This is a genomic window from Mesorhizobium sp. J18, from assembly GCF_007829525.1.
Taxonomy (GTDB): domain Bacteria; phylum Pseudomonadota; class Alphaproteobacteria; order Rhizobiales; family Rhizobiaceae; genus VLJP01.
Window position 1 is genome coordinate 1 of record NZ_VLJP01000012.1, and the last position, 26,094, is coordinate 26,094.

General features: G+C 62.6%; 20 protein-coding genes. 10 read left to right on the plus strand and 10 right to left on the minus strand.

Annotated elements, in window-relative coordinates:
- Positions 1-309: 309 nt before the first annotated feature.
- A complete protein-coding gene (gene msrA, locus L598_RS05975; protein ID WP_246658660.1) occupies positions 310-936 on the plus strand; it encodes a peptide-methionine (S)-S-oxide reductase MsrA in 627 nt (208 codons plus the stop codon).
- 11 nt (positions 937-947) lie between these two features.
- On the opposite strand, the gene L598_RS05980 is transcribed toward msrA, so the two are convergent.
- The 3 genes from L598_RS05980 to L598_RS05990 all read right to left on the minus strand — a co-directional run bounded on the left by L598_RS05980 (position 948) and on the right by L598_RS05990 (position 3,978).
- Complete coding sequence (locus L598_RS05980) at positions 948-2,069, minus strand: Glu/Leu/Phe/Val dehydrogenase dimerization domain-containing protein (RefSeq protein ID WP_144861060.1); 1,122 nt, start codon at positions 2,067-2,069, stop codon at positions 948-950.
- A gap of 153 nt (positions 2,070-2,222) precedes the next feature.
- A complete protein-coding gene (locus L598_RS05985; RefSeq protein ID WP_144861061.1) occupies positions 2,223-2,660 on the minus strand; it encodes an OsmC family protein in 438 nt (145 codons plus the stop codon).
- Positions 2,661-2,727: 67 nt separating this feature from the next.
- Complete coding sequence (locus tag L598_RS05990) at positions 2,728-3,978, minus strand: ubiquinone biosynthesis hydroxylase (RefSeq protein WP_144861062.1); 1,251 nt, start codon at positions 3,976-3,978, stop codon at positions 2,728-2,730.
- A gap of 99 nt (positions 3,979-4,077) precedes the next feature.
- On the opposite strand from L598_RS05990, the gene tesB reads away from it, so the two are divergent.
- The 6 genes from tesB (at position 4,078) to L598_RS06020 (ending at position 11,386) form a co-directional block, all read left to right on the plus strand.
- Complete coding sequence (tesB, locus tag L598_RS05995; RefSeq protein ID WP_144861063.1) at positions 4,078-4,944, plus strand: acyl-CoA thioesterase II; 867 nt, start codon at positions 4,078-4,080, stop codon at positions 4,942-4,944.
- A gap of 219 nt (positions 4,945-5,163) precedes the next feature.
- Complete coding sequence (locus tag L598_RS06000; protein ID WP_144861064.1) at positions 5,164-5,502, plus strand: P-II family nitrogen regulator; 339 nt, start codon at positions 5,164-5,166, stop codon at positions 5,500-5,502.
- Between the two features lie 23 nt (positions 5,503-5,525).
- A complete protein-coding gene (locus L598_RS06005) occupies positions 5,526-6,878 on the plus strand; it encodes an ammonium transporter (protein WP_144861065.1) in 1,353 nt (450 codons plus the stop codon).
- A 259-nt stretch (positions 6,879-7,137) separates the two neighbouring features.
- Positions 7,138-9,654 (plus strand): DNA translocase FtsK, encoded by a 2,517-nt coding sequence (locus L598_RS06010; RefSeq protein ID WP_144861066.1) that lies wholly within the window; start codon positions 7,138-7,140, stop codon positions 9,652-9,654.
- A gap of 130 nt (positions 9,655-9,784) precedes the next feature.
- Positions 9,785-10,447 (plus strand): outer membrane lipoprotein carrier protein LolA, encoded by a 663-nt coding sequence (locus L598_RS06015; RefSeq protein WP_144861067.1) that lies wholly within the window; start codon positions 9,785-9,787, stop codon positions 10,445-10,447.
- Positions 10,448-10,579: 132 nt separating this feature from the next.
- Complete coding sequence (locus tag L598_RS06020) at positions 10,580-11,386, plus strand: exodeoxyribonuclease III (RefSeq protein ID WP_144861068.1); 807 nt, start codon at positions 10,580-10,582, stop codon at positions 11,384-11,386.
- A gap of 12 nt (positions 11,387-11,398) precedes the next feature.
- Here the strand turns inward: L598_RS06020 and L598_RS06025 are convergent, their stop codons facing one another.
- Both L598_RS06025 and L598_RS06030 read right to left on the minus strand, forming a co-directional pair.
- A complete protein-coding gene (locus L598_RS06025) occupies positions 11,399-11,848 on the minus strand; it encodes a cyclic nucleotide-binding domain-containing protein (protein WP_144861069.1) in 450 nt (149 codons plus the stop codon).
- A gap of 53 nt (positions 11,849-11,901) precedes the next feature.
- Entirely contained in the window at positions 11,902-12,585 is a 684-nt protein-coding gene (locus tag L598_RS06030) for a response regulator transcription factor (RefSeq protein WP_144861070.1), read from the minus strand.
- A 79-nt stretch (positions 12,586-12,664) separates the two neighbouring features.
- On the opposite strand from L598_RS06030, the gene L598_RS06035 reads away from it, so the two are divergent.
- Positions 12,665-13,273, plus strand: a complete 609-nt coding sequence (locus L598_RS06035) for a L,D-transpeptidase (protein WP_246658648.1) — start codon at positions 12,665-12,667, stop codon at positions 13,271-13,273.
- 5 nt (positions 13,274-13,278) lie between these two features.
- Here L598_RS06035 and L598_RS06040 read toward each other — a convergent pair whose 3' ends face one another.
- A complete protein-coding gene (locus tag L598_RS06040; protein WP_144861071.1) occupies positions 13,279-13,845 on the minus strand; it encodes a peroxidase-related enzyme in 567 nt (188 codons plus the stop codon).
- Positions 13,846-13,995: 150 nt separating this feature from the next.
- Here L598_RS06040 and L598_RS06045 point away from each other — a divergent pair, with 150 nt between their 5' ends.
- Together L598_RS06045 and L598_RS06050 are read left to right on the plus strand one after the other, a co-directional pair.
- The gene (locus tag L598_RS06045; RefSeq protein ID WP_246658649.1) at positions 13,996-18,756 is read left to right on the plus strand and encodes an NAD-glutamate dehydrogenase; all 4,761 of its coding nucleotides are present in this window, start codon (positions 13,996-13,998) and stop codon (positions 18,754-18,756) included.
- Positions 18,757-18,782: 26 nt separating this feature from the next.
- Complete coding sequence (locus L598_RS06050) at positions 18,783-20,189, plus strand: MFS transporter (RefSeq protein ID WP_144861073.1); 1,407 nt, start codon at positions 18,783-18,785, stop codon at positions 20,187-20,189.
- Here the strand turns inward: L598_RS06050 and purH are convergent, their stop codons facing one another.
- From purH to htpX, 4 genes are all read right to left on the minus strand, one after another.
- Entirely contained in the window at positions 20,190-21,797 is a 1,608-nt protein-coding gene (purH, locus tag L598_RS06055) for a bifunctional phosphoribosylaminoimidazolecarboxamide formyltransferase/IMP cyclohydrolase (RefSeq protein WP_144861074.1), read from the minus strand.
- Positions 21,798-21,898: 101 nt separating this feature from the next.
- Complete coding sequence (locus L598_RS06060) at positions 21,899-23,614, minus strand: heparinase II/III family protein (protein ID WP_144861075.1); 1,716 nt, start codon at positions 23,612-23,614, stop codon at positions 21,899-21,901.
- Between the two features lie 83 nt (positions 23,615-23,697).
- On the minus strand, positions 23,698-25,077 hold the full coding sequence (locus tag L598_RS06065) for an RsmB/NOP family class I SAM-dependent RNA methyltransferase (RefSeq protein ID WP_144861296.1): 1,380 nt from the start codon (positions 25,075-25,077) through the stop codon (positions 23,698-23,700).
- Entirely contained in the window at positions 25,077-26,060 is a 984-nt protein-coding gene (gene htpX, locus L598_RS06070) for a zinc metalloprotease HtpX (protein ID WP_144861076.1), read from the minus strand. Before htpX ends, L598_RS06065 begins: the two co-directional genes overlap by 1 nt.
- Positions 26,061-26,094: the final 34 nt, after the last annotated feature.

The following is a 26,094-nucleotide window of genomic DNA, read 5'->3' on the forward strand; positions in this document are numbered from 1 at the left end:
TCGCGCCCCGCTTCCCGACTGCCCTCATTCTCTCAATGGCCAGACCGGCAACGGGGCGTGGCAACAAGAAGGTGTGTCCTCGGCTTACCAATGACGTTCCCGGGGACAGAAAGATTTCGACGGTAGATAACGAGCGCTGGCGACAGACTGAACTATAATTCGCATTCCGCACCAGGCTGCACAGCGACTGCCAGACATAATCACGCAGGCTTGTTCCCTTTTGATTTGAAACTTTCCATTGTCCGGATACGAGCTTGCCGAAAAAGGGAGCGAGCGAAGATGGTCCGCAGATCGGCACTTATTGTCTTGATGTCTCTCACAGCCCTCGCGGGCGAGCATGGCAGAGCCGCGGCGGATACAGCAATTTTCGCCGGCGGCTGCTTCTGGTGCGTCGAGGCGGATTTCGATCATGTGCCCGGCGTGACCTCGACGGTTTCCGGCTATACGGGAGGCACGATCGAGAATCCGACCTACAGGAACTATGCGTCCGGCGGGCATCGGGAGGCAGTCAGGATCGAATATGACGCCGCCCGGGTATCCTATGCTGAATTGCTGGACGTTTTCTTCCATTCCGTCGATCCGACAGATGCCGGCGGCCAGTTCTGCGATCGGGGGGCGAGCTATACGACCGCCATCTACGCGTTGAATGACAAGCAGGCGATGGAAGCGCAGGCGGCCAAGAAGGCAGCGGAAGAGGAACTCGGACGCGCGATCGTCACCCCGATCGAACCGGCCTCCGCCTTCTGGCCGGCCGAGGCCTACCACCAGAACTACTATCGGAGCGACGAGCGCATCCTTACCCGCTTCGGCTATGTGACCAAGGCCGAGGCCTACAAAGGTTACAGGGAAGGATGCGGACGCGACGCCCGGCTTGAGCAGGTCTGGGGCGCGGCCGCCCTCCGGGGAATCCACAAGCAGGCCGCGCAAGCCGACTGAACAAGACCCTTTCAGGACCGCCGGGCTGCCCTGATACGCTCCATCGCGATCTCGGCGGCAATGTCGTTCGTGGGAAGGTTCTGTTTTTCCGCGCGCTCGAATATGTCGAGCAAGGTGACGGGAATCCCGGCCACCCTGGCCATCGCCGCCGCCCGGTCGTAACCGCCGGGCGCGAGTTCTGCCGCCACATTGATCAGGCCGCCGGCATTGATGACGTAATCGGGTGCATAGAGCACGCCACGTTCCATCAGGAGCCGTGCATCTTCGTGTCGGGCAAGCTGATTGTTGGCCGAACCCGCAACGATCCGCGCCTTCAGGCCGGGGATCGTTTCCTGAGAAAGGACCCCGCCAAGTGCGCAAGGGGAGAACACATCCGCCTCGACGCTGCCGATCGCGTCGGCGGGAACCGCTTCGGCCGAAAATGCCGAGCGTGCTTTCTTAACGCGGGCGGCGTCGATATCGGAGACGATGAGCCTTGCGCCTTCCCCATGCAGCTTTTCGCACAGGGACCAGCCGACCGAACCAAGCCCCTGCACCGCGATCACCATGCCGTCGAGCCTGTCCGTTCCGAGCCGATGCCTGAGCGCCGCCTTGATGCCCAGGAAGACGCCTTCGGCCGTCACAGGCGACGGGTTGCCGCTTCCGCCACGGGTGGTGCCGGTGACATTCGGGGTGCGCGCGCGCAGGAAATCGGCATCGGCAACGGTCAGGCCGACATCCTCGCCGGTGAAGAACTGCCCTTCGAGGGCGGCGAGCATTTCGGCGTAGGCTTCGAGCAATTCGGGCGTCTTGCCTGTCTTCGGATCTGCAATGATAACAGCCTTGCCGCCGCCGAAGGGCAGGCCGACCACGGCAGACTTGTATGTCATGCCTCTGGAAAGCCGCAACACATCCGTCAATGCCGCATCGAAGCTCTCATGCGGCCATATGCGCGTGCCGCCAAGCGCCGGTCCGAGCGCGGTATTGTGGATTGCCACGATCGCTGTCAGCCCGCGCTTGTCATCGCGTCCGAGCCAGATGCATTCATGGCCGTCGAAGGCCTCGGACCGCGCAGCATCGGCTGTTATTTCAGTAAGGGAAAGGGTGGATTCACGCGGATATTTCAGTTTCCGCGCTTCGCCAGAATGAAGCATCTCATTCCTCCCGAACGAATGTCTTCAGGAATGGATTCTAAACGGAGATGCGCGGTTTTTGGTTGCGAATGCGACTGCAGGGAAGACCATCCATTGCGCAAAAAAGCCCGCGACATAAGCAATATGTCGCGGGCGGATTCCGGTCTGACAGGATCAGGCGAGCCTTGCCTCCAGCGTGATCCCGATGGCGCCGAGCGCCTTGGAGACGGGGCAGCCCGCCTTGGCCTTCTCGGCCAATTCCTTGAACTTCGCCTCATCTATGCCGGGAACCTTGGCGGTCAGGGTCAGGGCGCTCTCGGTAATCTCGAACCCGCCGCCCGCCGCCGGGCCGTAGGTGACCTCGGACTGGACTTCGAGCGTATCGGCCGTGGTGCCGTTTTCGGCCAGGAAATGCGAAAGCTGCATGGCAAAGCAACCGGCATGGGCGGCCGCGAGAAGTTCTTCGGGATTGGTCCCCGACTGGCCGCTCTCGTCCTGGAACCGCCCCTTGAAGGAATAGGGGACACTTTCAAAGGCTCCGCTTTGCGTGGTGAGTTGCCCTTTCCCTTCGCTGAGCGATCCTTTCCATAATGCATTCGCGCGACGCTTCATGGCCTTCTCCTTTGCCGGTTGGTTCAGAATGGAATGGATATGGAGCGCCCCGCCTTGCTTGGCGAGCCTAGATCGCGTCGCCCTGCAAGAGCCGCGGCGTCGGACCGCCGAGTCCGGAGGCCTGCTTGATGAAATAGCCTTTCATCGACGGCAGGCGATCGACCAGGCCGAGGCCGATATCGCGGATGGCGCGCATGGGGCCGAAATCGTTCGAGAACATCCGGTTCAGCACGTCGGTGGTGACGCCCATCTGGACGGTATCGAAGCGGCGCCAGCGCTCGTAACGCCTCAAGACATCAAGCGCGCCGATCTCCTCGCCCAACCGGTCCGCCTCGACCACCACCTGGGCGAGGGCAGCCGCATCCTTGAAGCCGAGATTGAGCCCCTGTCCCGCGATCGGGTGTATGCCATGCGCCGCATCGCCCGCGAGTGCGAATCGCGGCGCCACATAGTCGCGCGCCAGCGTCAGCCCGAGCGGCCAGGCCCTGCGGGGGCCTTCGACGCGGATCTCGCCGAGCTTCAGGCCAAAGCGGAGCTCGAGTTCATGCTCGAAGACGATCTCGTCCTCGGCCACCAGCCTTTCCGCGTCCGCCGTGCGCTCGGTCCACACGATCGAGGAACGATTACCCTTCAGCGGAAGGATGGCAAACGGCCCTGCCGGCAGGAAATGCTCTTCGGCGCGCCCGTTATGCGGCCGCTCATGGGCAACGGTGCAGACAATGCCGGATTGGCCGTAATCCCAGTGAAGCGTCTTGATGCCGGCCATGTCCCGGAGGCGGGATCTCACGCCGTCGGCGGCCACCAGCAGGCGCGTCTCCAGGCTTATGCCGTCGGCGAGATGGACTGTGGCGAAACCAGAGCCGGTCTCGAAGCTCTCCACCGCCACCCCTTCGATCATGTCGATCCCGAGTTCGGTTGCCCGCCGCCGCAAGGCACCGTTCAGGACCCGGTTCAGCACCATATGAGCAAAAGGCTCACCGGGTGCCGCCTCGCCGCCAAAGGTCAGGAAAACCGGCCGCACCGGATCGGAGGTGCGGGAATCTGTAATGATCATTTCGGTGATCGGCTGCGCTTCAGGTGCGATCTCTTCCCAGCAATCGAGGCGGCCGAGCATTCGGCATGCAGCGGCCGCGATGGCCGAGGCGCGTCCATCGCGCTCCCACACCCCGGCAGGAGCAGCATCGACGATCGCCACGGAGAGGTTCGGCCGCGCTTGCCGGATCGATACCGCTGTGGCCAGCCCGACATAGCCCGCGCCCGCAATCACCATGTCGAAACGCTTGCCCGAACCCGCCTCTGATACTGTCGAATCGGCCATCGTGCTTGTCCTTGTTCCGGTATCCTCTTGCTTGACTTAGGTCTTTGCTTCGGGTTGGAAACCGTTTGTGCTCAATTGCCGCTGGAGGGAACCCGCGACATGTCGTCAGCCATGCAAGAGCTTCTTTCCATACTCGACCTGGAGAGGCTCGAACACAACCTTTTCCGTGGCCGCAGCCACAAGGTGGGCTGGCAGCGCGTCTTCGGCGGCCAGGTGATCGGCCAGGCGTTGACTGCCGCGCAACGGACAGTCTCGGCGGACCGCCACGTGCATTCGCTCCATTGCTATTTCATGCTTCCGGGCGATCCGGCGGTGCCCATCATCTATGACGTCGATCGCATCCGGGACGGCGGCAGCTTCACGACCCGGCGCGTGGTCGCCATCCAGCATGGCCGCGCGATCTTTTCGCTGGAGGCATCATTCCAGGTCGAGGAAGAGGGGCTTGATCATCAGATTCCAATGCCGTCGGATGTGCCCCAGCCGGAAACGCTCAGGAGCCAGCGCCAGCTCATCGACGAATTCGGCGACCGGGTTCCGGAAAACATCCGCCGCTTCTGGGCGCGCGAAAGGCCGCTGGACGTGCGTCCGGTGCATGTCGCCCATTATACCACACGCGACAAGCTGCCGCCGCGCCAGGACGTATGGCTGCGCACAACCGGACCAGTGCCCGCGGATCGTGCCCTCCAGGCCGCGATCCTCGCCTATCTGTCCGACATGACACTGCTCGATACCGCGACTTTCGCCCATGGCCGCTCGGGCTTCGATCCCGACGTCCAGATGGCGAGCCTGGACCATGCCATGTGGTTCCATCGCCCCAATCCGCTCGACGACTGGCTTCTCTACACCCAAGACAGTCCCTCCGCGCGCGGGGCGCGGGGCTTCTCGCGCGGCTTCCTCTATGCACGCGACGGCACCCTGATCGCTTCAGTGGCTCAAGAAGGCCTCATGCGACTGCGCACAAAATAGGCATTTTTCAAAAATTGCATATTAATTAGCCAAATTGTTTTGTCCTTAATCAAGGGCTGGTTTCGCGACGGGCCTTAATTCCATTTCCTTTCAAACGGTTAATCCGCTTTTCCCCCAATTGGCACGGCGTTTGATTCTCCCTTTGCCATTCACCGGCCGCACGGGCGTCCGGCGATAACAGGCAAGTCGTGGGGACCCAAAACGCAAGGGTGAAAGCGAATGAAAATCGTCATGGCAATCATCAAGCCGTTCAAGCTCGACGAGGTGCGCGAGGCGCTCACCGCAGTCGGCATCCAAGGCCTGACTGTCACCGAGGTCAAAGGCTACGGTCGGCAAAAGGGGCACACCGAAATCTACCGAGGCGCGGAATATGCCGTCAGCTTCCTGCCCAAGATCAAGATCGAGATCGCTGTCAGCACCGACCTCGTCGACAAGGTGGTCGATGCCATCGGCACGGCCGCCAAGACGGGCCAGATCGGCGATGGGAAGATCTTCGTCTATCCGCTCGATCAGGCGGTGCGCATCCGCACGGGCGAGACTGATACCGACGCGCTTTGAGCCGTATTTACATGGAGAGTGAAATGAAGATTTCGGAACTTACAAAGGCTGGGCGCCTGGCCATCTGGGGGACGATGGCAACCGCCCTGTCGGTCTTGCCGGCATTTGCACAGGAAGCTGCCGAAGAGGCCGCAGAAGCGGCGGAAACCGCTGCCTCGGCTCTGGACACCGGCGACACCGCCTGGATGCTGGTCTCCACCATCCTTGTCCTGTTCATGATCCTGCCGGGTCTCGCGCTGTTCTACGGGGGCCTCGTCCGCGCAAAGAACATCCTGTCGGTGCTCATGCAGTGCACCATGATCACAGCCGCCGTCATCATCGTATGGGTGCTGTGGGGCTACTCTTTCGCCTTCGGCGGCAGCGAGAGTGCCTTCTGGGGCGGCTTCGGCAAGGTCTTCCTCTCCGGCGTCACGCCGGAATCGGAGTCGGGCAGCATTCCCGAACTGGTCTTCATCTGCTTCCAGATGACCTTCGCCTGTATTACGCCGGCGCTGATCATCGGCGCCTTCGCCGAGCGCGTGAAGTTCGGCTCGGTGGTGCTGTTCGTCATTCTCTGGGTTTCCTTCGTCTACTTCCCGATCGCCCATATGGCCTGGGATGCCAACGGACTCTTCTTCGGCTGGGGTGCGATGGACTTCGCCGGCGGCACTGTCGTTCACATCAATTCCGGCATTGCCGCTCTGGTCGGCGCCATCCTGATCGGCAAGCGGACCGGCTACGGCAAGGATAATATGGCTCCGCATTCGCTGCCGCTGACGCTGATCGGCGCCTCGATCCTGTTCGTCGGCTGGTTCGGCTTTAATGCCGGTTCGGCGCTTGCGGCCAATGGCACCGCCGCGCTGGCCATGATCAACACCTTCACCGCCACCGCTGGTGCTGTCGTCGGCTGGTGCCTGGTCGAGAAGATGGCGCGCGGCAAGGCTTCCATGCTTGGCGCAGCATCCGGCATCGTTGCCGGCCTGGTCGCGGTCACGCCGGCGGCCGGCTTCGTAGGCCCGGTCGGCGCGATCGTCCTCGGCCTCATCGCCGGCGCGGTCTGCTACTACTTCGTCTCCGTCGTCAAGGTGAAGGCCGGCTACGACGATGCTCTCGATGTCTTCGGCATCCACGGCATCGGCGGCATTGTCGGCGCCATCGGCACCGGCTTCTTCGCTTCCAGCACGCTGGGCGGTGTCGGCTATGCCGAAGGCGTCACCATGGGGGGGCAGGTCTGGACCCAGATCATGGCCGTGGTCGTCACCATTGTCTGGTGCGCCGTCGTCTCGGCGATACTCTACAAGGTCGTCGACGCCATCATGGGGCTCCGCCCGACGAAGGAAGCCGAGAGCACCGGGCTCGACATCACCTCGCACGGCGAAGTGGCTTACCACTCCTGAACCATGCGGCCGGGCAGAACATGCCCGGCCGGACTTCCTTGCCGAAAGGCATCCTGCTTGCAGTGCAACTGGGGCCCGGTTCGCCGGGCCCCCTTTTTATGAAAGCCCATGGGGCCGTATCAGGCGGCCAAGGCCATCGCTCTCGTGGTCCATCGCCCCATGGTTAATGCGGCCTTAACCTTCCCGCCGATAGTCTGCCCGCAATGATTCCGAAAGGCGTCTCGTGGCGCCGCCATCACGCACGGACGGGGAAAAGGGCATGCGTTCCGGGTCTTCGGCAACACTGGATTTCGATCACGGCAGCTACGGATTGCAGGGGTTTGTGCGCCGGCAGACGAAGCGCGGCATTGGCATCGCCATACTGGCGGCTGTCAGTTTCTGTCTGGCGAGCCTTGCGACATGGAATGTGGCGGATCCGAGCTTCAGCCACGCGACATCCAATCCCGTCACCAATGCCATGGGCTATCCGGGTGCGGTCTTTTCCGATCTGGCGATGCAGTTCTTCGGCCTTGCGTCAGTGGCGGGGCTCGTTCCGGCGGCTTTCTGGGGCATTTATCTGGCCACAGCGCGCGGTCTTGACCGGCCGGCACGGCGCGCGCTTGCCTGGTTCGGTGGCGCTGTCCTTGCCGCCGGCATCGCCGGATGCCTGCCCGCACCAGAGACCTGGCCCCTGCCGACCGGGCTCGGCGGCGTCTTCGGTGACATCGTCCTGAAACTGCCCTCGCTGGTGACGGGCAGCTATCCGCAAGGCGCGATCGGCATCCTGGTCGCTGTCGTTCTGGCCTTTCCCGCCGCATGGCTCACCTTTTTCGGTGCCGGTGTGCTCCGCCGTCAGAACATCCGCCCCGACTCCGTAGAGGAAGATGGGATGATCGACGAGGAGGCCGATGAGGACGAGAGCGATGGCGGCTTTGTGGCCTTCGGCATCATCGCGCACTGGTGGCTTTCGGCTCGCGCGTTCCTGCGCCGCAACTTCGCCCGGCTGCAGGAGGACGAATCGCTGGAGGCATTGCCTGCCAAGCACCGTGAGCGGGACGATTTCGACATGCCCTCAGTGGCTCGGGGGCGAGTCGAACCCGGCTTCGACGAAGATTTCAGCGACGGCTTCGATCCTGATGCCGATGACGAGGATTTCGACCCGCAGCCGGCGCAGCCACGGGCAGCCCCTGCCGCCCGTGTCGAAAATCCCGCCCCTCGTCCCGCGCAGGGTTCGCGCGTCCGTCGCGAGGCGCAACCCTCCCTGATCCGGACGGGGGAGTTCGAGATGCCGTCGTTGCATTTCCTCGCCGAGCCCAAGTCCTCCGGGAAGAACCCCAGCCTTTCCAAGGACGCGCTGGAGCAGAATGCGCGCCTGCTCGAAGGCGTGCTGGAGGATTTCGGCGTCAAGGGCGAGATCATCCATGTCCGCCCCGGCCCGGTCGTCACCCTTTACGAACTGGAGCCCGCGCCGGGCATCAAGTCGTCGCGTGTCATCGGACTTGCCGATGATATCGCACGTTCCATGAGCGCGATCGCCTGCCGCGTCGCGGTGGTGCCGGGCCGCAACGCCATCGGTATCGAATTGCCGAATTCGTCCCGTGAAACCGTCTATCTGCGCGAGATCCTGGCGAGTCGGGATTTCGAGCAGACCAAGGCGAAGCTGGCACTGGCGCTCGGCAAGTCGATCAATGGCGAAGCCGTAACCGTCGACATCGCCAAGATGCCGCACCTCCTGGTCGCCGGCACCACCGGCTCGGGCAAGTCGGTCGCCATCAACACCATGATCCTCTCCCTGCTCTATCGCATGACGCCGGAGCAGTGCCGCCTGATCATGATCGACCCGAAGATGCTCGAACTCTCCGTCTATGACGGCATCCCCCATCTGCTGACGCCTGTCGTCACCCATCCGAAAAAGGCGGTGGTCGCGCTCAAATGGACGGTGCGGGAGATGGAGGATCGTTATCGCAAGATGTCGAAGCTCGGCGTCCGCAACATAGATGGCTTCAACCAGCGCGTGACGGCCGCCAGCAAGAAGGGCGAGAGCCTCACCCGCACGGTGCAGACCGGCTTCGACCGCGAGACCGGCGAGGCGATCTACGAGACCGAGAATCTCGACCTCGAGCCGATGCCCTACATTGTCGTCATCATCGACGAAATGGCAGACCTGATGATGGTCGCCGGCAAGGATATCGAAGGCGCGGTCCAGCGTCTGGCGCAGATGGCGCGCGCCGCGGGCATCCATGTCATCATGGCTACGCAGCGCCCCTCGGTCGATGTCATCACCGGCACGATCAAGGCGAATTTCCCGACCCGCATCTCCTTCCAGGTGACCTCGAAGATCGACAGCCGCACGATTCTCGGCGAACAGGGTGCCGAACAGCTCCTCGGCATGGGCGACATGCTCTACATGGCCGGCGGCGGCCGCATCCAGCGCGTCCACGGCCCCTTCGTCTCGGATAACGAAGTGGAGCAGGTGGTGGCGCATCTGAAGCAGCAGGGTGTTCCGGAATATCTCGACGCCATCACAGAGGATGACGGCGACGAGGATTCCTCTGGTGGCGGCTCCGGACGTGGCGCCGGCAATATGGGGGAATCGGACGATCCCTATGATCAGGCCGTGGCGGTTGTCCTGCGGGACGGCAAGGCTTCGACCAGCTATATCCAGCGCCGCCTCGGCATTGGCTACAACCGTGCCGCATCCATCATAGAGCGCATGGAGCAGGAAGGCATCGTCGGTCCGGCCAATCATGCGGGCAAGCGCGAAATACTCGTTCCGACCGAGGAGGAAGACTTCTGACGCGAATGTGAACGCCGTGCTCGCCAGGATGGAACGAACGCGCATGTCGGCCATTGATCCGGCACTGCGCGAACAAATTTCGGCCCTACTGGCTGCCTATTTGCGAAGGCGAACCAGACGAGTGAAGACCATGAGCGAAAGAACAATTCCCGGAACGCTTCGATTGGCGAAGAGAGCACTTCGCGGCCTGACGGTGATCGGCCTTTCCGCAGCCATCACCATGGCTTCCGGTGCGGCACAGGCGGCTTCGGATGTTGCCCAGCGCATAGCAGACCACTTCTCCCAGGTTAAGACGATGACCGGGGAATTCGTGCAGTTCGGCCCCGGCGGCGAACAGACCGGCGGCAAGTTCTATATCCAGCGGCCGGGCAAGATCCGCTTCAATTACGAGGAGCCTTCGGGCTTCCGCGTCGTCTCGGACGGCCAGTCGGTGGTCATACATAACGACAAGATGCGTACCGCCGATCTCTATCCGCTTTCCAAGACCCCGCTGAAGCTTCTCCTGGACGAGCGGATCGACCTTTCCGGCAGCAAGGTGCAGAGCGTGAAGGAAGATTCCGACCTGACCACGATCAGGCTTGCCGACAAATCCCTTTTCGGCAACTCGACCATCGCCATGATGTTCGATCCCAATTCCTATGAACTGCGCCAATGGACGATCACGGATGCCCAGGGCAAGGACACGACCGTGATGATCTTCAATGTCCAGCAGGGCGTGAGCTTCGATCCAAGCGTCTTCAAGATCGACTACCGCCGCGTCAACGAAATGAATACGCCGCAGAACCGACGCTGATCTTAAATCATGCAGGCGGGCTTTGTTGTGGAAAGCTCGCCAGCCTGCGGCCAAACGCCTCCGGGAACTTGTATTCAAGTGAATGGATGGGCATTTTCCGGCTTTCTCGAGGAATTGCCGGTATAAATTTCCATGCCCTTCACCGTCGCCACCTGGAACATCAATTCGGTGCGCCTGCGCATGCCGATCGTGCAGCGCTTCCTGGAAGAATACCGACCAGATGTGCTGTGCCTTCAGGAAACGAAGTGCCCGGATGACCAGTTCCCGATCGCGGGGTTCCGCAAGCTCGGCTACAACCACATCGCGATACACGGCCAGAAGGGTTATCACGGCGTCGCCACCATTGCCCGGCGGCCCGTCGAGATCGTCGAGAAACGCGAATTCTGCAAGATGGGCGACAGCCGGCATATCTCCACGACCGTGGAGGCGGGCGGCCATCGGCTGCTTCTGCACAATTTCTACGTTCCTGCCGGGGGCGACGAGCCGGACCCGGAGGCCAACTGGAAATTCCGGCACAAGCTGAATTTTCTCGAAGAAATGCACGCGGTTCGCGCCGAATATGATGGTCATTCGGCTACGATCCTTGTCGGCGACCTCAACATCGCTCCGCTGGAGAACGATGTCTGGTCGCATAAGCAGATGCTGAAGATCGTCAGCCACACTCCGGTCGAAACGGAAGGGCTGGAATCCGTTCGCTGCAACGGCGGATGGGCCGATCTCATGCGCAAGCACGTGCCGGCGGAGCAGAAGCTCTATACCTGGTGGAGCTACCGGGCGCGCGACTGGAACATTTCCGACCGCGGCCGCCGGCTGGATCACGTCTGGTCGTCGGAGAATCTCGTGGAGAGCCTGAGCGGTATCGAGGTGCTGCGCGACGCGCGCGGCTGGGACCGGCCGTCGGACCATGTGCCGGTCATTGCGCGCTTCGCCTTCGAGTAGGCTCATCCTGCTCTAGAAGCGGGACATCACCCTCTCGATCCTTGCGATCATCGCCCGAAGATTTGCGGCGATGCGCTGATGCAAATCGAGCGCCGTCTCCGGATATTCTTCCAGGATCCGGCGGAACATCGTGCGGTTGAGGCGCAGAAGCTGCGAATCGGTTTCGGCCGCGGCACTTGTCAGCCGTCTTCCCTCCGCGATCAGCGCGAATTCGCCGAGTATGGACCCGGCTTCCATTATTTCGAGGATATGACGCTCTCCATCGGTTTCATGGTAAAGCGCAATGCTGCCCGAAGCGACGACGAAGGCACAATCGGCGTTTCCGCCTTCCCAATAGAGGGTCCGGCCCTTGCGCAGGGAAATGCTTTCGGCTCCGAAGGCCATAAGGCGCAATTGTTCAGGCGTGAATCCCTCGAAGAGATCCACACCGGACAATATGCGGATATCGTCATCCAGCGACATTCAACCGTCCCCGATCCCCCTCCTTGCGTACGCGGCCCCCACCGCGCCGCGGTTCAGGGAACGAGCTTGTATCCGCCGCTTTCTGTCACAAGAATTTCCGCTTTGGAAGGATCGCGCTCTATCTTCTGTCTCAGCCGATAGACATGCGTCTCGAGCGTATGGGTCGTTACCCCGGAATTGTAGCCCCACACCTCTTCCAGAAGTACATCCCTCGTGACGACCTTCTGGTCGGCGCGGTAGAGATATTTGATGATCGAGGCTTCCTTCTCGGTAAGGCGGATCTTGCCGCCTTTCTGGTCGATCAGCAGCTTCTGGCTCGGCTTGAACGTATAAGGCCCGACATTGAAGGTGGCATCCTCGCTCTGCTCGTGCTGGCGAAGCTGGGCGCGTATGCGGGCCAGCAAGACGGCGAAGCGGAACGGCTTGGTGACATAGTCGTTCGCGCCCGCTTCCAGACCGAGGATCGTATCCGAATCGGTATCCTGTGCCGTCAGCATGATGATGGGCGCCCGGTAGCCGCCCTTGCGCAGGAGCTTGACGGCCTCGCGCCCGTCCATGTCCGGCAGGCCGACATCCATGATGAGAAGATCCACCATGGAATTGCGGGCGGTCTGAACGCCTTTTGTCGCATTCGGCTCCTGAAGAACGTCGAATTCTTCATAAAGGGATAGTTGCTCCACTAGCGTGGCACGCAGGTCCTCATCGTCGTCGACAATCAGAATGGTGCGTGACGTCATCTTTCAATCCATTGTTTCAAAAAAGGAATACCGCTTGACCGGCCATGGTTTATGCGGAAGCTGACCGCCGGGAAAGAAGATGACGGCGATTTGTTCCACCGTGAGATCATACCCTAAAAATAGTGAGCGCAATGGGGCGTCCAAGAAAAATGACAGCCGGCGTCGCATCATTACTGTCAGGCGGCGTCCCGGAACCATCTCCCAGGGACTGCTCGATACCGGTCACGGGGTCTTCGTCTGCGCCCTCGGACGTGGAGGAATAAGTGCCTTCAAGCGCGAAGGCGACGGTGCCACGCCCCTGGCGTCGATGCGTCTTCTCGGCGCCTATTACAGGCATGAGGGTCTCCTGTCGCATGCCGGACTGCGGTCGCGGCTTCCTCTCCGGCGCATTCGTCCTGATGACGGCTGGTGCGACGCGCCCSCCGACAGAAACTACAATCGCCCCGTAAAGCTGCCCTATCCGGCAGGCCATGAACGCATGATGCGCGATGACCGCATCTATGATGTCTGCATCGTGCTCGACTGGAACATCCGTCCCCGCCGCCGAAAGGCCGGCAGCGCCATCTTCATGCATATCGCCAAGCCCGGCTTTTCGCCGACGGAAGGCTGTGTGGCGGTCGCTCCGCGCGTCATGGCGCGGCTGCTGCCATATCTGTCGCGCAGGACGGTGCTTCGCGTCCTGTGCTGAGGATGCTATCGCGCCATTGCGTGATATTCGTCGTTCGGCCGCATATCGACGGCAGCGGCGACACGGTTCGACATGTTGAAGAAGGCCGCGACCGCCGCGATGTCCCAGATGTCCCGATCGGTGAAGCCGGCCTTGCGCAGTGCTTCGCGATCGGCCTCCTCGATCCTGTCCGGCGTCACCGTCAGCTTCACGGCGAAATCGAGCATTGCCTTCTGGCGCGGGGTGAGGTCGGCGGCGCGGTAATTCATCACCATCATCTCGCCCAGCTTCGGGTCGCCCGAAAGCTGCCGCACGGCCGCGCCATGGGCCGTCAGGCAGTAGTAGCAGTGATTCACGCTGGAGACGGCAACGGCGATCATCTCTCGCTCAAGCTTCGACAGCGCCGAATCGGCGAGCATGAGGTCGTTATACATGTCGGTGAAGGCACGCAGCTTCTTCTCGTCGAAGGCATAGGCGAGAAGCACGTTAGGTATGAGTCCGAGCTTTTCCTCGCATTTCGCGAAATAGGCGCGCGTAGCCTCGCTCAAGTCTTCCGCAGGCTTGAGATCAAGAGAAGTGACCCTGCTTTCCATAACTGTCATACCTTTCGCTCAAACTGTGATTATCCATTGCGACGGACCCGCAAGACGGGTCGTCAAAAATGTGTCGTCTGATAGGGTATATCCCAAAATTGTGCCGGGAGGGGCGGAACCGCGATGGTGGCCAAGGCGAAATCCAGGAAAATGCAGAAGAAAATCACCAAAGCCAGCAAGGACCCCTTCGAGTATCTCCGCGATTTTTTCAACAGCCGCGCCGCAGCGGAGGATCTGGCGGCCTATGATCCCCCAGCGATCACCAGGGCGGCCGAGCTGGCTGCTGATGCGTTGAGGGCCCACAAGCCCGGCCAGAGCATCATCAGAATAGAGAGCGATGCAGGGATCGAGCGCGAGGGACGCACGGTCACCGCAATCACCGTCGTCAACGACAATATGCCCTTCCTCTTCGATTCCATTCTCGGCGAGGTGGGCGAATCGGCGGGCGAGCCCACGCTCGTCCTTCATCCGGTTCTATATGTCAGGCATGACACCAAGGGTGTCTGCGAGATCATAGGCGATGCTCCGAGGCAGAAATCGGCGGCCGCGGCGGACAAGCTCAGCCTGATCCATATCCATGTGCCGCGTCTTTCTGCCGAGCAGTGCCATGCCCTGCATGGCCGGCTGGAGCATATCCTCAAGCAGGTGCGCGCGGCCGTGACCGACTGGAAGCCGATGCTGGCCCGGCTCGATCAGGAGATCACCGAGCTGCGCTATGCGCCGGTGCCGCTCGACAAGGACGACGTGGCCGAGGCGATCGCCTTTCTGGAGTGGCTGCGCGACGACAATTTCACTTTCCTCGGCATGCGGGAATTCCGCTACACCGGCGGGGAGGAGAGCGGCACGCTCGATCGTTCCGACGAGCCGGGTTTGGGCATCCTCGCCGACCCGGATGTCCGCGTGCTCAGGCGCGGCAACGAGCCTGCGACCACCACACCGGAAATACGCGCATTCCTGCACGGGCCCGAGCCGCTGATCGTCACCAAGGCCAATGCAAAATCCGTCGTCCATCGGCGAGGCTATCTCGACTATATTGGTGTCAAGACCTTCAGCTCAAAGGGGAAGCTGACAGGCGAGCTGCGCATTGTCGGCCTCTTCACTTCGACTGCCTACACGCGCTCGGTAATGAAGATTCCCTATCTCCGGTCAAAGGCAGCCGCGGTAATCTCGCGCTCGGGATTCGCCCCGACAGATCATTCGGGCAAGGCGCTGATCAATGTGCTGGAATCCTATCCGCGCGACGAACTTTTCCAGATCGGGGTGCCGATCCTGCGCAAGCATGCCGAGGCGATCCTGGCGCTCGGCGAACGGCCCCGCGTGCGTGTCCTCTACCGCGTCGACCAATTCGACCGCTTCGTTTCCGTGATCGTCTTCGTTCCCCGCGACCGCTACGATTCGCGAGTACGCGAGGAAATCGGCTCCTATCTGAAGACGGCCTTCAAGGGGCGTCTTTCGGCCTACTATCCCGCCTTTCCTGAAGGTGTTCTGGCGCGCGTGCATTTCATCATCGGCCGCTCCGGCGGCAAGACGCCGAAAGTCGATCCCGGAAAACTGGAAGCCGATATCCGCGCCATTGTTCGCACATGGGATGACGTCCTTCGGGAGGCCGTCGGGGACAGCGGCACCAAGGACCACGTCGCTCGCATTGCCGCGAATTTCCCCGAAAATTACCGCAACAGCTTCCCTCCCGCGACCGCACTTGTGGATGCGGAATGCATTGCCGGCCTTTCTCCGGACAACCCGATAGCGATAGATTTCTATCGCGACGAGAATCAGCTTCCCGAAGAGGCCTCTCTCAAGATCTATCACCACGGAACCCCTGTCGCCCTTTCCCGTCGCGTGCCCCTGCTGGAAAACATGGGATTCCGCGTCATCAGCGAACGGACTTTCGAGATCGGCAGGAACGACGAGGATCGCGTTTTTCTTCACGACATGGAGCTTGCAAATGCGTTCCCGGGCCCGATCGATATTTCTGACGGCGGCGCCCTTTTCGAGGAGCTGTTCCTGTCCGTCTGGCGCGGTGAAAGCGACAACGACAACCTGAATGCGCTTGCGCAGACCGCCGGCCTGCGGGCCAGCCAGATTTCGGTCCTGCGTGCCTATAGCCGTTACCTGCAGCAGGCAGGCATTCCGCAGAGCCAAGGCTTCATCGCTGCGGTGCTGAGCCGTTATCCGGCAATCGCGCAAAAGCTTTACGACCTTTTCGCCATGCGCTTCGATCCGGCCAGTGCGAAGATTGACGAAAGCGGAGAAAAGACCCGCCGTCTCGAGGAAAAGATCGAGGCGGATCTCGAGAACGTGCCGAGCCTCGATGACGACACGATCATACGCCGTCTCCTCAACCTCATAAGATCGACACTACGCACCAATCATTTCGTAGCCGAAACCTATCAGGGCGGGCGCTCGCTGGCCTTGAAGCTCGATTCCAACAGCATTACCGGCCTGCCGCAGCCGCGGCCCTGGCGCGAGATATTTGTCTATGGCCCGGAAGTCGAAGGCGTGCATCTGCGCTTCGGCCCGATCGCGCGCGGCGGCATCCGCTGGTCGGACCGCGCCCAGGACTACCGCACCGAGGTGCTCGGTCTCGTCAAGGCCCAGCAGGTCAAGAATGCGGTCATCGTGCCGGTCGGCGCCAAGGGCGGCTTTTATCCGAAACGGCTCCCCACCGGCGGCAGCCGGGAGGCTGTCTTCGAAGCGGGCAAGGCAGCCTATGTGAATTTCATTTCCAGCATGCTTTCCATCACCGACAATATCGATGGCGACAAGGTCGTGCCGCCCAAAGGGGTCGTGCGTCACGATATTGACGATCCCTATTTCGTCGTCGCCGCCGACAAGGGCACTGCGACCTTCTCAGATATCGCCAACGGCATCAGCCAAGCGCATGACTTCTGGCTCGACGATGCCTTCGCTTCGGGCGGCTCGGCCGGCTACGACCACAAGAAGATGGGCATCACCGCGCGCGGCGCCTGGGAAGCGGTCAAGCGCCATTTCCGCGAGATGAACCGCGACATCCAGAACGAGCCGTTCAGTGTCGTCGGCGTCGGCGACATGTCGGGCGATGTGTTCGGCAATGGCATGCTCCTGTCGAAGCATACGCGGCTGATCGCCGCGTTCGACCACCGCGACATCTTCATCGACCCCGACCCGGATCCGGCGGTCTCCTTCGCCGAGCGGGAGCGGCTCTTCAAGCTGCCGCGGTCAAGCTGGCAGGACTATGACCGCTCGAAGCTGTCGAAAGGGGGCCTTATAGTCTCGCGCTCGCAGAAGTCGATCACGCTGAGCCGCGAGGCGGCGGATGCGATCGGCTTCAGCTGGACCACCGGCTCGCCGTCCGAGATCATGAGCGCGATCCTGAAAGCGCCGGTGGATCTCATCTGGTTCGGCGGCATCGGCACCTATGTTCGCGGCTCATCGGAATCCAACGAGGATGTCGGCGACCGCACCAATGACGCCATCCGCATCACGGCGGCCGAACTCCGCGCCAAGGTCATGGGGGAAGGCGCCAATCTGGGCGCGACGCAGCGCGCGCGCATCGAATTCAGCCTGCGCGGCGGCCGCTGCAACTCGGACGCCATAGACAATTCCGCAGGCGTGAATTCGTCCGACGTCGAAGTCAACATCAAGATCGCCCTGGCCGCCGCCATGCGCAACGGAAGCCTGACACGGCCGGCACGCAACAAGCTGCTGGCTGAAATGACGGAAGAGGTCGCCCGGCTGGTGCTGGCCAACAATTACGAACAGACGCTGGCGATTTCGCTGGTGCGCAAGCGCGGCCTTTCCGAACTGCCGCATCAGAGCCGTCTGATGACGCTGTTCGAGAGCCGCGGCCTGCTCGACCGCGAGATCGAGACCCTGCCCGGCCCGCAGGCCTTGGCCGATCGGGAAAGCCGGGCCGAACCTCTGACGCGGGCCGAGATCGGCGTGCTCCTCGCCTATGCCAAGATCGTGCTCTTCGACGAGCTCGTGGCAAGCCCGATCCCGGACGAGCCCCATTACGATGCCGATCTTGTCAGCTATTTCCCGGACCGCATGGCGAAAAAATACCGCTCGGAGATCGAGGGGCACAGGCTGCGCCGGGAGATCATCGCCACGCAGCTTGCCAATGACGTCATCAATCGCGGCGGACCGACTTTCGTTACCCGACTGCAGGATTTCTCCGGCAGGCCTGCGCATGACATCATTGCCGCCTATTCCGTCGTGCGTGACGGATTCGACCTGCCGGCGCTCTATCGGGAGATCGATGGGCTCGACAACAGGATCGACGGCGACATCCAGCTCGAGCTTTACCAGATCCTCTGGCGTCTCCTCCTTTCATCCACCTCCTGGTATCTGAAGAACGACGACGGTTCCCTCACGGTGGCCGAGCGCATTGCCGCGCTTCACGGAGCGCGCAAGGCGCTCGAGCCCGAGCTTTCATCGATCATGCCGGCCCTCATCCGGGATCGTCTGTCCGAACACAGCCGGAGGCTGCAAGCCAATGGGACCCCGGAAAAGCTGGCCGAGCGCCTTGCCTTCCTGGGCATTTCGCAACTGGTTCCGGACATCTCGAAGGTGGCCGGGTCCGTGAAGGCCGATCTGCCCAAGGCGGCGAAAACATTCTTCGCCATCACCGAGGCTTTCCGCATGGCCCGCATCGAGGAAGCCGCCAATGCGATCAGCCCCGCAGATTACTATGACGGGCTCGCGCTTTCCCGCGCCAGGGACATGATCGACCAGGCCCGCCGCAGCATGACGATCGCTGCCCTGAAGGCATATCCGGGTTCCGACGATCCGGCAGCCGCCTGGATCGAAGCCGGCGGGGAGCGTGTGGTGCGCGTGCGCGAAAGGCTGCAGGCCTTGACCGAAGCCGGCGACCTTACCGTCTCCCGCTTGACCGTGGCGTCGGGCTTGATGAGCGATCTCAGCGCGTAGGCTCGGAAGCCCGACGGGAGCGGGATATGATGGAAGTGGTTCGGGCATCCGTTCCCAAGCGCGGCATCTGGGGATGGATGCTGTTCGATTGGGCGCAGCAGCCTTTTCACACACTGATCATCACTTTCGTCTTTGCGCCCTATTTCGCCGCCTCGGTCGCTCCCGATGCGGCGCGCGGCCAGGAGCTATGGGGTCTTGCAACGGGGATTGGCGGGCTCGTGATAGCGCTAACATCCCCGGTGTTCGGCGCCATTGCCGACGCTTCCGGGCCGCGCAAGCCATGGATTCTCGCTTTCTCGGTCATTGGCATGGCAGCCTGCTGTGCCCTCTGGTTCGCAATGCCGGGCATGGAGGATCTGTTATTCGTGCTGATCGCGGTCGCGCTCGCCGTTTTCGGCATGGAATTCGCCGCCGTATTCAACAATGCGATGATGCCGGACCTCGTGCCCCGCTCGGAGCTCGGGCGGCTCTCCGGTTCTGCCTGGGGTCTCGGCTATGTCGGCGGGTTGATCTCGCTCGTGCTGGTGTTGGGCTTCATGGCCGGCCAGCCGGATACCGGCCGCACCCTGCTCGGCTTCCAGCCGATCCTCGGGCTCGATCCCGCGACCCGTCAAGGGGATCGGGTTGCCGGTCCACTGACGGCGATCTGGTATGCCATATTCATCCTGCCCATGTTCCTGTTCACGCCCGACATCGCGCGCCGCGCGGCCCCAAGCGGCGCTCTGCGCCGCGGCCTGGCGGAACTGGGCGGCACCTTGAGGCGACTGCCCTCCGAGCGCAGCTATTTTTCCTATCTGCTTTCCAGCATGTTCTATCGAGACGCGCTCAACGCGCTCTATGCTTTCGGCGGCATCTATGCCGCCGGCGTCCTGCAATGGAGCATCGTGCAGATCGGCTTATTCGGCATATTGGCCAATATCACCGGTGCCATCGGCGCCTGGCTGGGAGGCCGCACAGATCAGGCTTTCGGGTCCAAGTCCGTGGTGGTCGGTTCTATCCTGATCCTGATCGTCTGCTGCATCATGGTGATCTCCACCACGCAGACGGAAGTCCTGTTCGTCACCGTTACTGATACGGCCGGCGCATCCTCTCTGCCCGATGTCATTTTTTATGTCGCCGGAGGACTGATCGGGGCCGCGGGCGGGTCCATCCAGGCCTCGTCGCGGACGCTCCTGGTCGATCAGGTGGAACGGGACAGGGTGACGGAAGCTTTCGGTCTCTATGCCCTTTCCGGCAAGGCGACGACATTTATCGGCCCGCTTTCGATCGCCTTCGCCACCGGATATTTCGCCGACGAAGCCATGGGGCTCTCCGCGCAGGATGCGCAACGCCTCGGCGTGACCCCGATCATTGTCCTTTTCCTTATCGGCCTCGCTCTGCTGCCCCTGGTCAGGAGCCGCTATCAGGATTCGCTTGCCGCGAGCCGTATCTGATCAATGCCGGAAATGACGCATGCCGGTGAAGACCATGGCAATGCCATGCTTGTCGGCGGCCGCGATCACCTCGTCGTCGCGCATGGAGCCGCCGGGCTGGATGACCGCCGTCGCGCCCGCTTCGACGGCCGAAAGCAGCCCATCCGCAAAGGGGAAGAAAGCATCCGACGCCACGACGGACCCTTTCGTCAGCGGCTCGGCATTGGCTGCCGCGTCCTCGGCCTTGCGGGCGGCGATACGGGCGGAATCGACACGACTCATCTGGCCGGCGCCGATGCCGACGGTCGCCAGGTCCCTGGCATAGACGATGGCGTTCGACTTCACATGCTTGGCGACACGGAAGGCGAAGCGCAGGTCCGCCATCTCCGCTTCGCTCGGTGCGCGTTTGGTGACGATTCTAAGCTCCAGATCATCAACGACACCATTGTCGCGTGACTGCACCAGGAGGCCGCCCGACACGGTTTTCGCGGTCAGGCCGCCGGCCCGCGGATCGGCCACGCCTCCCGTCACCAGGAGGCGGAGATTCTTTTTCGCCGCGATCAGGGCCTGAGCCTCTTCCGTCGCATCGGGCGCAATGATGACCTCGGTGAAGGTCTTCACGATCTCTTCCGCCGCCGCAGCATCGAGCAGGCGGTTGAGCGCGACGATGCCGCCGAAGGCCGACACGGGGTCGCAAGCCAGCGCCTTGCGATAGGCGTCGAGCAGGGTTGTTCCCTCCGCTACCCCGCAAGGGTTGGCGTGCTTGATGATGGCAACGGCGGCGGTCCGCTCGGGATCGAATTCCGAGACGAGCTCGAAGGCCGCATCGGTGTCGTTGATATTGTTGTAGGAAAGCTGCTTGCCTTGAAGCTGCCGGGCCGTCGCCACGCCGGGCCGCCGGTCGCCGGTCACGTAGAAGCCTGCGCTTTGATGCGGGTTTTCGCCATAACGCATGACCTCGGCAAGCCGTCCGCCTAAGGCGCGCCATTCTGGATTTTCCAGCTCCAGGCTCTCGGCAAACCAGCTCGAGATCGCCGCGTCATAGGCGGCCGTGCGCGAGAAAGCCTTGGCGGCCAGTTCCTGGCGCAGGCGGTAGGGAATCTTGCCTTGGTTCTGCCGCAGGGCTTCCAGCACCTGGTCGTAATCCGCCGGATCGGTGACCACCGTCACATAGGCGTGGTTCTTTGCGGCCGCGCGCAGCATGGCCGGCCCGCCAATATCGATATTCTCAACCGTCGAAGGATAGTCGCCGCCGCCGAAGCGAACCGTCTCGAAGGGATAGAGATTGATGACGACAAGATCGATCGGCTGGATGGAATGCTCTTCCATGGCCGCTTTGTGCTCGGCGTCGTCGCGGATGCCGAGGAGCGCGCCGTGCACGGCCGGATGGAGCGTCTTCACCCGCCCGTCCATGATCTCGGGAAAGCCGGTCAGTTCCGATACGTCCCGCACGCTCACACCCGCCTCGGCAATCGCCGAAGCGGTGCCGCCCGTCGAGACGATCTCCACCCCCATTTGCGAAAGCGCGCCTGCAAAGGCGGTGATGCCGGTCTTGTCGGAAACCGAAAGCAGCGCGCGGCGTACGGCCACGAACTCCGGAACGGGCACTTTCTTCGAAATAACGGTCATTGGCGGGAATCTCCGGCGGCGGATCTCAACGAGAAGATCAGGGGCCTAGCACAGTCCCGGCTTGAATCAAGCCACTGGCTTCCGGGTTTTGGGCTTCCCTGTCAGTCAGCGGAGCCTGTGCGTGTGCAGACCAGCCGCCAATATACTTCCGGCAGCTCGGAAGCATTGAAATGAAGCACGATCTGCCGGCTTCGACGCGGTCCGCTCAGGCCGGCGAAGAAGATCGATTCCTCCACCACCGGTTCGACGTCCTGGCATGAGAAGGTCCATGTGTCGGTCCCGGTGCCAAGGAGCACGAGACGGCCCGCTTCGTCGCGGAAAAGTTCGATATCGGGATGGATATGGAAGCGCAGGGCGACGCTGTCACCGCCCTTGCCGGCCCGGTGCTCGCCCCCTGCGCGCCGGAATCTGTCCGTGCCTTCGAGCATGTCGCCATTGGCCGACAGACGCAGATCCCGCTGGTGATAGATGCCGAAGCGGGCGACATAGGCGTCATGGCCTGCAATGAAGCCCTGGATGCCGCTCGAGTCCGTGCGTTCGCAATAGACTTGGCGAGGACCGCCGACCAATGGCGTGCCAACCCAACTGTTCATGCCCGTCGACAGGGTGAAGTGTGCCTGCGAGGTATCGTTGAGGGTTGCGGTGGAATGGGCCGCAGTCGCGCGCGCGAGCGGCCGGAAATCCTCCGCGCCGTAACTGTCTACCCCGCAATTCACGATGAACTGGTGGCGTCCGGAAGAAAGCTCGAAGGAAAGGCAGCCGGCATGGGCCCAATGGGAAAGATCGCCGCTCGGTGCCGGGCCGGTATCGGCAATGACCGTTGTCCGGCCAAGGGAAAGCCGCTCATATCCGGAATGGGGCGCATGCAGGAGTGGTGCGCCGGCCGTATCGTCATGGCGCAGGATTGCCGCCACCCGGTCGTGGATCGTCACGCCCATGCCGTTGAAGCGCGCGAGACTGCCGTCGCGGTGGCGGAAGAAGCGCAGCGCCGGCAGCATCCGCTCCACCGCACCCATGAGCTCGGCAGGCGGCGCTTCCGCCTGATTGGCATAGGTCTGTCTGAGCGGCAACAGATCGGTCAGAAGTTCCATCACCGCCCGCGGATTGCGTGAGATATGGCCGCCGTCGGGCAGGATCTGCCTGTCGAGCTCCATGGCAAGGTTTCTGGTGGCGCTGCGCAGGGCGGAAACCGGAGCCGGCAGCGACAGGGCGGCAAAAGCAAGGGCAATGCGTGCCCGCAGCTTCTCCTCCCCGTCCGGCATTTCCGCCGCCATCGAGCGCAGATAGCGCACCTGCACGGCAAGCGACTTCAGATACTGCCGATAGAACGCGAAATCCGCGCCTTGCAGAACCACGGCGGAATGCTGCAGCCAGGCGATGACGCGACGCGCCGTGACGGCCGGGTCCCAGGGAAGGCCGCTGATACGCTTGCCATGCGCGGCGATCCAGTCGGAAACGAGGGCGCGGGCATTGGCCGCCGCCAGATCCGTCTCCGCCGCATGCATATGGCGCAGCCAGCGGAAGCCGTGCAGCGTCTCCAGCCAGGCGCGGTTGCCGACCTGCATCTGGAAGGGCGACTGGCCGCCCGTCTCGACCAGATGACCGGCGAAGGGAAAGCGCCCGTGATAGATCTCGAAGGCGATCTGCGGATCGGCCAGGCGCAGGTCCGGCGGCGCAATGAGGACACGTTCCGGCGTGCGGCCGGAATAACGCCAGCGAAAGACCGGGCCCGCGCGCAGCCTGCGCCGGACCTTTCGCCAAAGCTGTTGGGCAACCAGTCCCCAAAGATACGGGGCATAGCCCCTCGCATTCGCCAATGCGATCCCTTTTCCCTCACACGCCCCTTTCCCACGGCGAAGATTCTAGATGATTCAAAAGCTTGTGCGAAGGGGAATTAGGCTCACCTGCGGCGCAGCCGTGCGGCAAAGAAGCCGTCGAGGCCAGCCATCCTGGGATCGGCCGCCGGCAGACCTGCCGGCGTGGTGCGCAAAGTGCCGAGCGGCGTGACGAATTCCGCGAGGCCAGGCATTTCGTCTGCCACTATAGGATCAAGCGTAGTGCTGTCTTTTTCGGCAAGGAAGTCGGCGATCAGCTCCTCGCCTTCGGAAGGGTCGAGTGAGCAGTTGGAAAAGACCACCAGCCCACCCGGCCTGACGAACGTCATCGCGCGGTCGAGAAGGCTGCGCTGTAAAGCCGCAAGCTTCTCTATATCGGCGGGCGATTTGGTCCAGGGCACGTCCGGATGACGACGGACCGTGCCGGTGGACGAGCACGGCGCATCGAGAAGCACGGCATCGAACAGGGCCGGAGGTTCATACTTCCTCAGATCGGCTTCCACGATCTCGGCCGATAGCCCAAGCCGCGAGAGGTTCTCCGAAAGTCGTTTCAGCCGGCTGCCGGAGATATCGATGGCAGTCACCTCGGCTCCGGCATAAGCGAGCTGCGCCGTCTTGCCGCCGGGCGCGGCGCAAAGATCGGCCACGCGCAAGCCCTTGACCGGGCCGAGCAGCCGCGCCGGGAAGCTTGCGGCGGTGTCCTGAACCCACCACGCGCCTTCCGTGAAGCCGGGCAACTCCCTTACCGGCGCCGCTAGCCTCCCCACCCGCACCGAGCCGGTCGGCAGCACGATACCGCCAAGCCGCTCGGCCCATTGCTGCGGCTCGCTCTTCACGGTGAAATCGACCGGCGGCTCGACGCGATGGGCGGCAAGAATGGCGTCCGCCTTCGCACCGTAGGCGGCCTGCAGCCGCTCAACGAACCAGCCCGGCGCATCCCGCGTGTTCGCCAGCATGGACGCCAGTTGCCTCTCCTTGGTCCGCGCAATCCCCCGCAGCACGGCATTGACCAGATTGGCGAACCGGCTCGTGCGCGGGTCGCTCTTGGCGTGGGTGACAGCGAGGTCCACCGCCGCACTGTCGGGAATGTCGAGGAACAGGATCTGCGCCGCCCCGACATGCAACACATGCGCGAGCGCATGGGCGTTCGGCGGCAGCGGGCGATCAAGCCGCCTTGCGATCAGCTTTTCGATGGTCATGCGATACCGCAGGGCCGTGACCAGGATAGCCCGCACAAGCGCGCGGTCCCGTGGGTCGAGCTCCATGAACTGCGGATGCCCGTGCTCGCCGTCGGTGAGGGCATCGAGCGGCGTCTTCGCGTCGATCACGGCCGCCAGAAGCCGGACGGCCGTCTTTCGTGCGGCGAGGCCGGCAACGTCTTTCGTTTCAGGGCGAGATGGTCTGCTTGATCTGTGCGGTCCTGCCTGCCGGGATGCAGGCTTTATCACGACCACGGACCTTTCGGCTTCCCGGCATTGACGCCCCACGGGCCAGAAGCGGACGACGCGCCGTGATCCCACGGGCCTGTTCCGGGCCGCTCGGAGGGAGACTCGTTGAACTGTGTCGACGCAGCCGGCTGGCCGCCTATTTCGGCCGCCATGGCCTGCAAGGCGGCGATCCGGTTAGCGGTGTCCGGATGGGTCGAGAAGAGGTTGTCCATGCGCTGGCCGGAAAGCGGATTGATGATGAACATATGCGCCGTCGCCGGATTGCGCTCGGCATCCGGATTGACGATCTGCTTGGCGCTGCGGGCGATCTTGTTGAGCGCCGAGGCCAGCCACATGGGGTTGTCGCATATCTCGGCACCGCGCCGGTCGGCGGCGTATTCGCGGGTACGGCTGATCGCCATCTGCACCATCATCGCAGCCAGCGGCGCGACGATCATGGCGACGAGAATGCCGATGAAGCCGAGCGGATTGTTATTGTCGCGATTGCCGCCGAAGAAGAAAGCGAAATTGCCGAGCATGGAGATTGCGCCGGCCAGCGTCGCGGTGATGGTCATGGTGAGCGTGTCGCGGTTCTGCACATGAGCGAGCTCATGGGCCATGACGCCGGCAACCTCCTCATGGGTGAGCCGCTCCAGAAGGCCCGTGGTTGCCGCCACGGCAGCATTCTGCGGGTTGCGCCCGGTGGCAAACGCGTTCGGCTGCGGATTCTGGATGAGGTAGACCTTCGGCATGGGCAGGCCCGCCCGTTTGGCTAGTGCAGCGACAATGCCGTAGAATTCCGGTGCCGTGCGCTCGTCCACCTCGACCGCATGGTGCATCCTCAGCACCATCTTGTCGGCGTTCCAGTAGCTGAAAAGGTTCATGGCGGCGGCCATGACGAAGGCGATCATCATCCCGCCGGACCCGCCGATCAGATAGCCGACGGCCATGAAAAGCGCCGTCAGGAAGGCGAGAAGCATTGCCGTGCGAACAAGGTTCATTTTTCAACTCCGCTCTCTCGCGCCTCGGAAACAT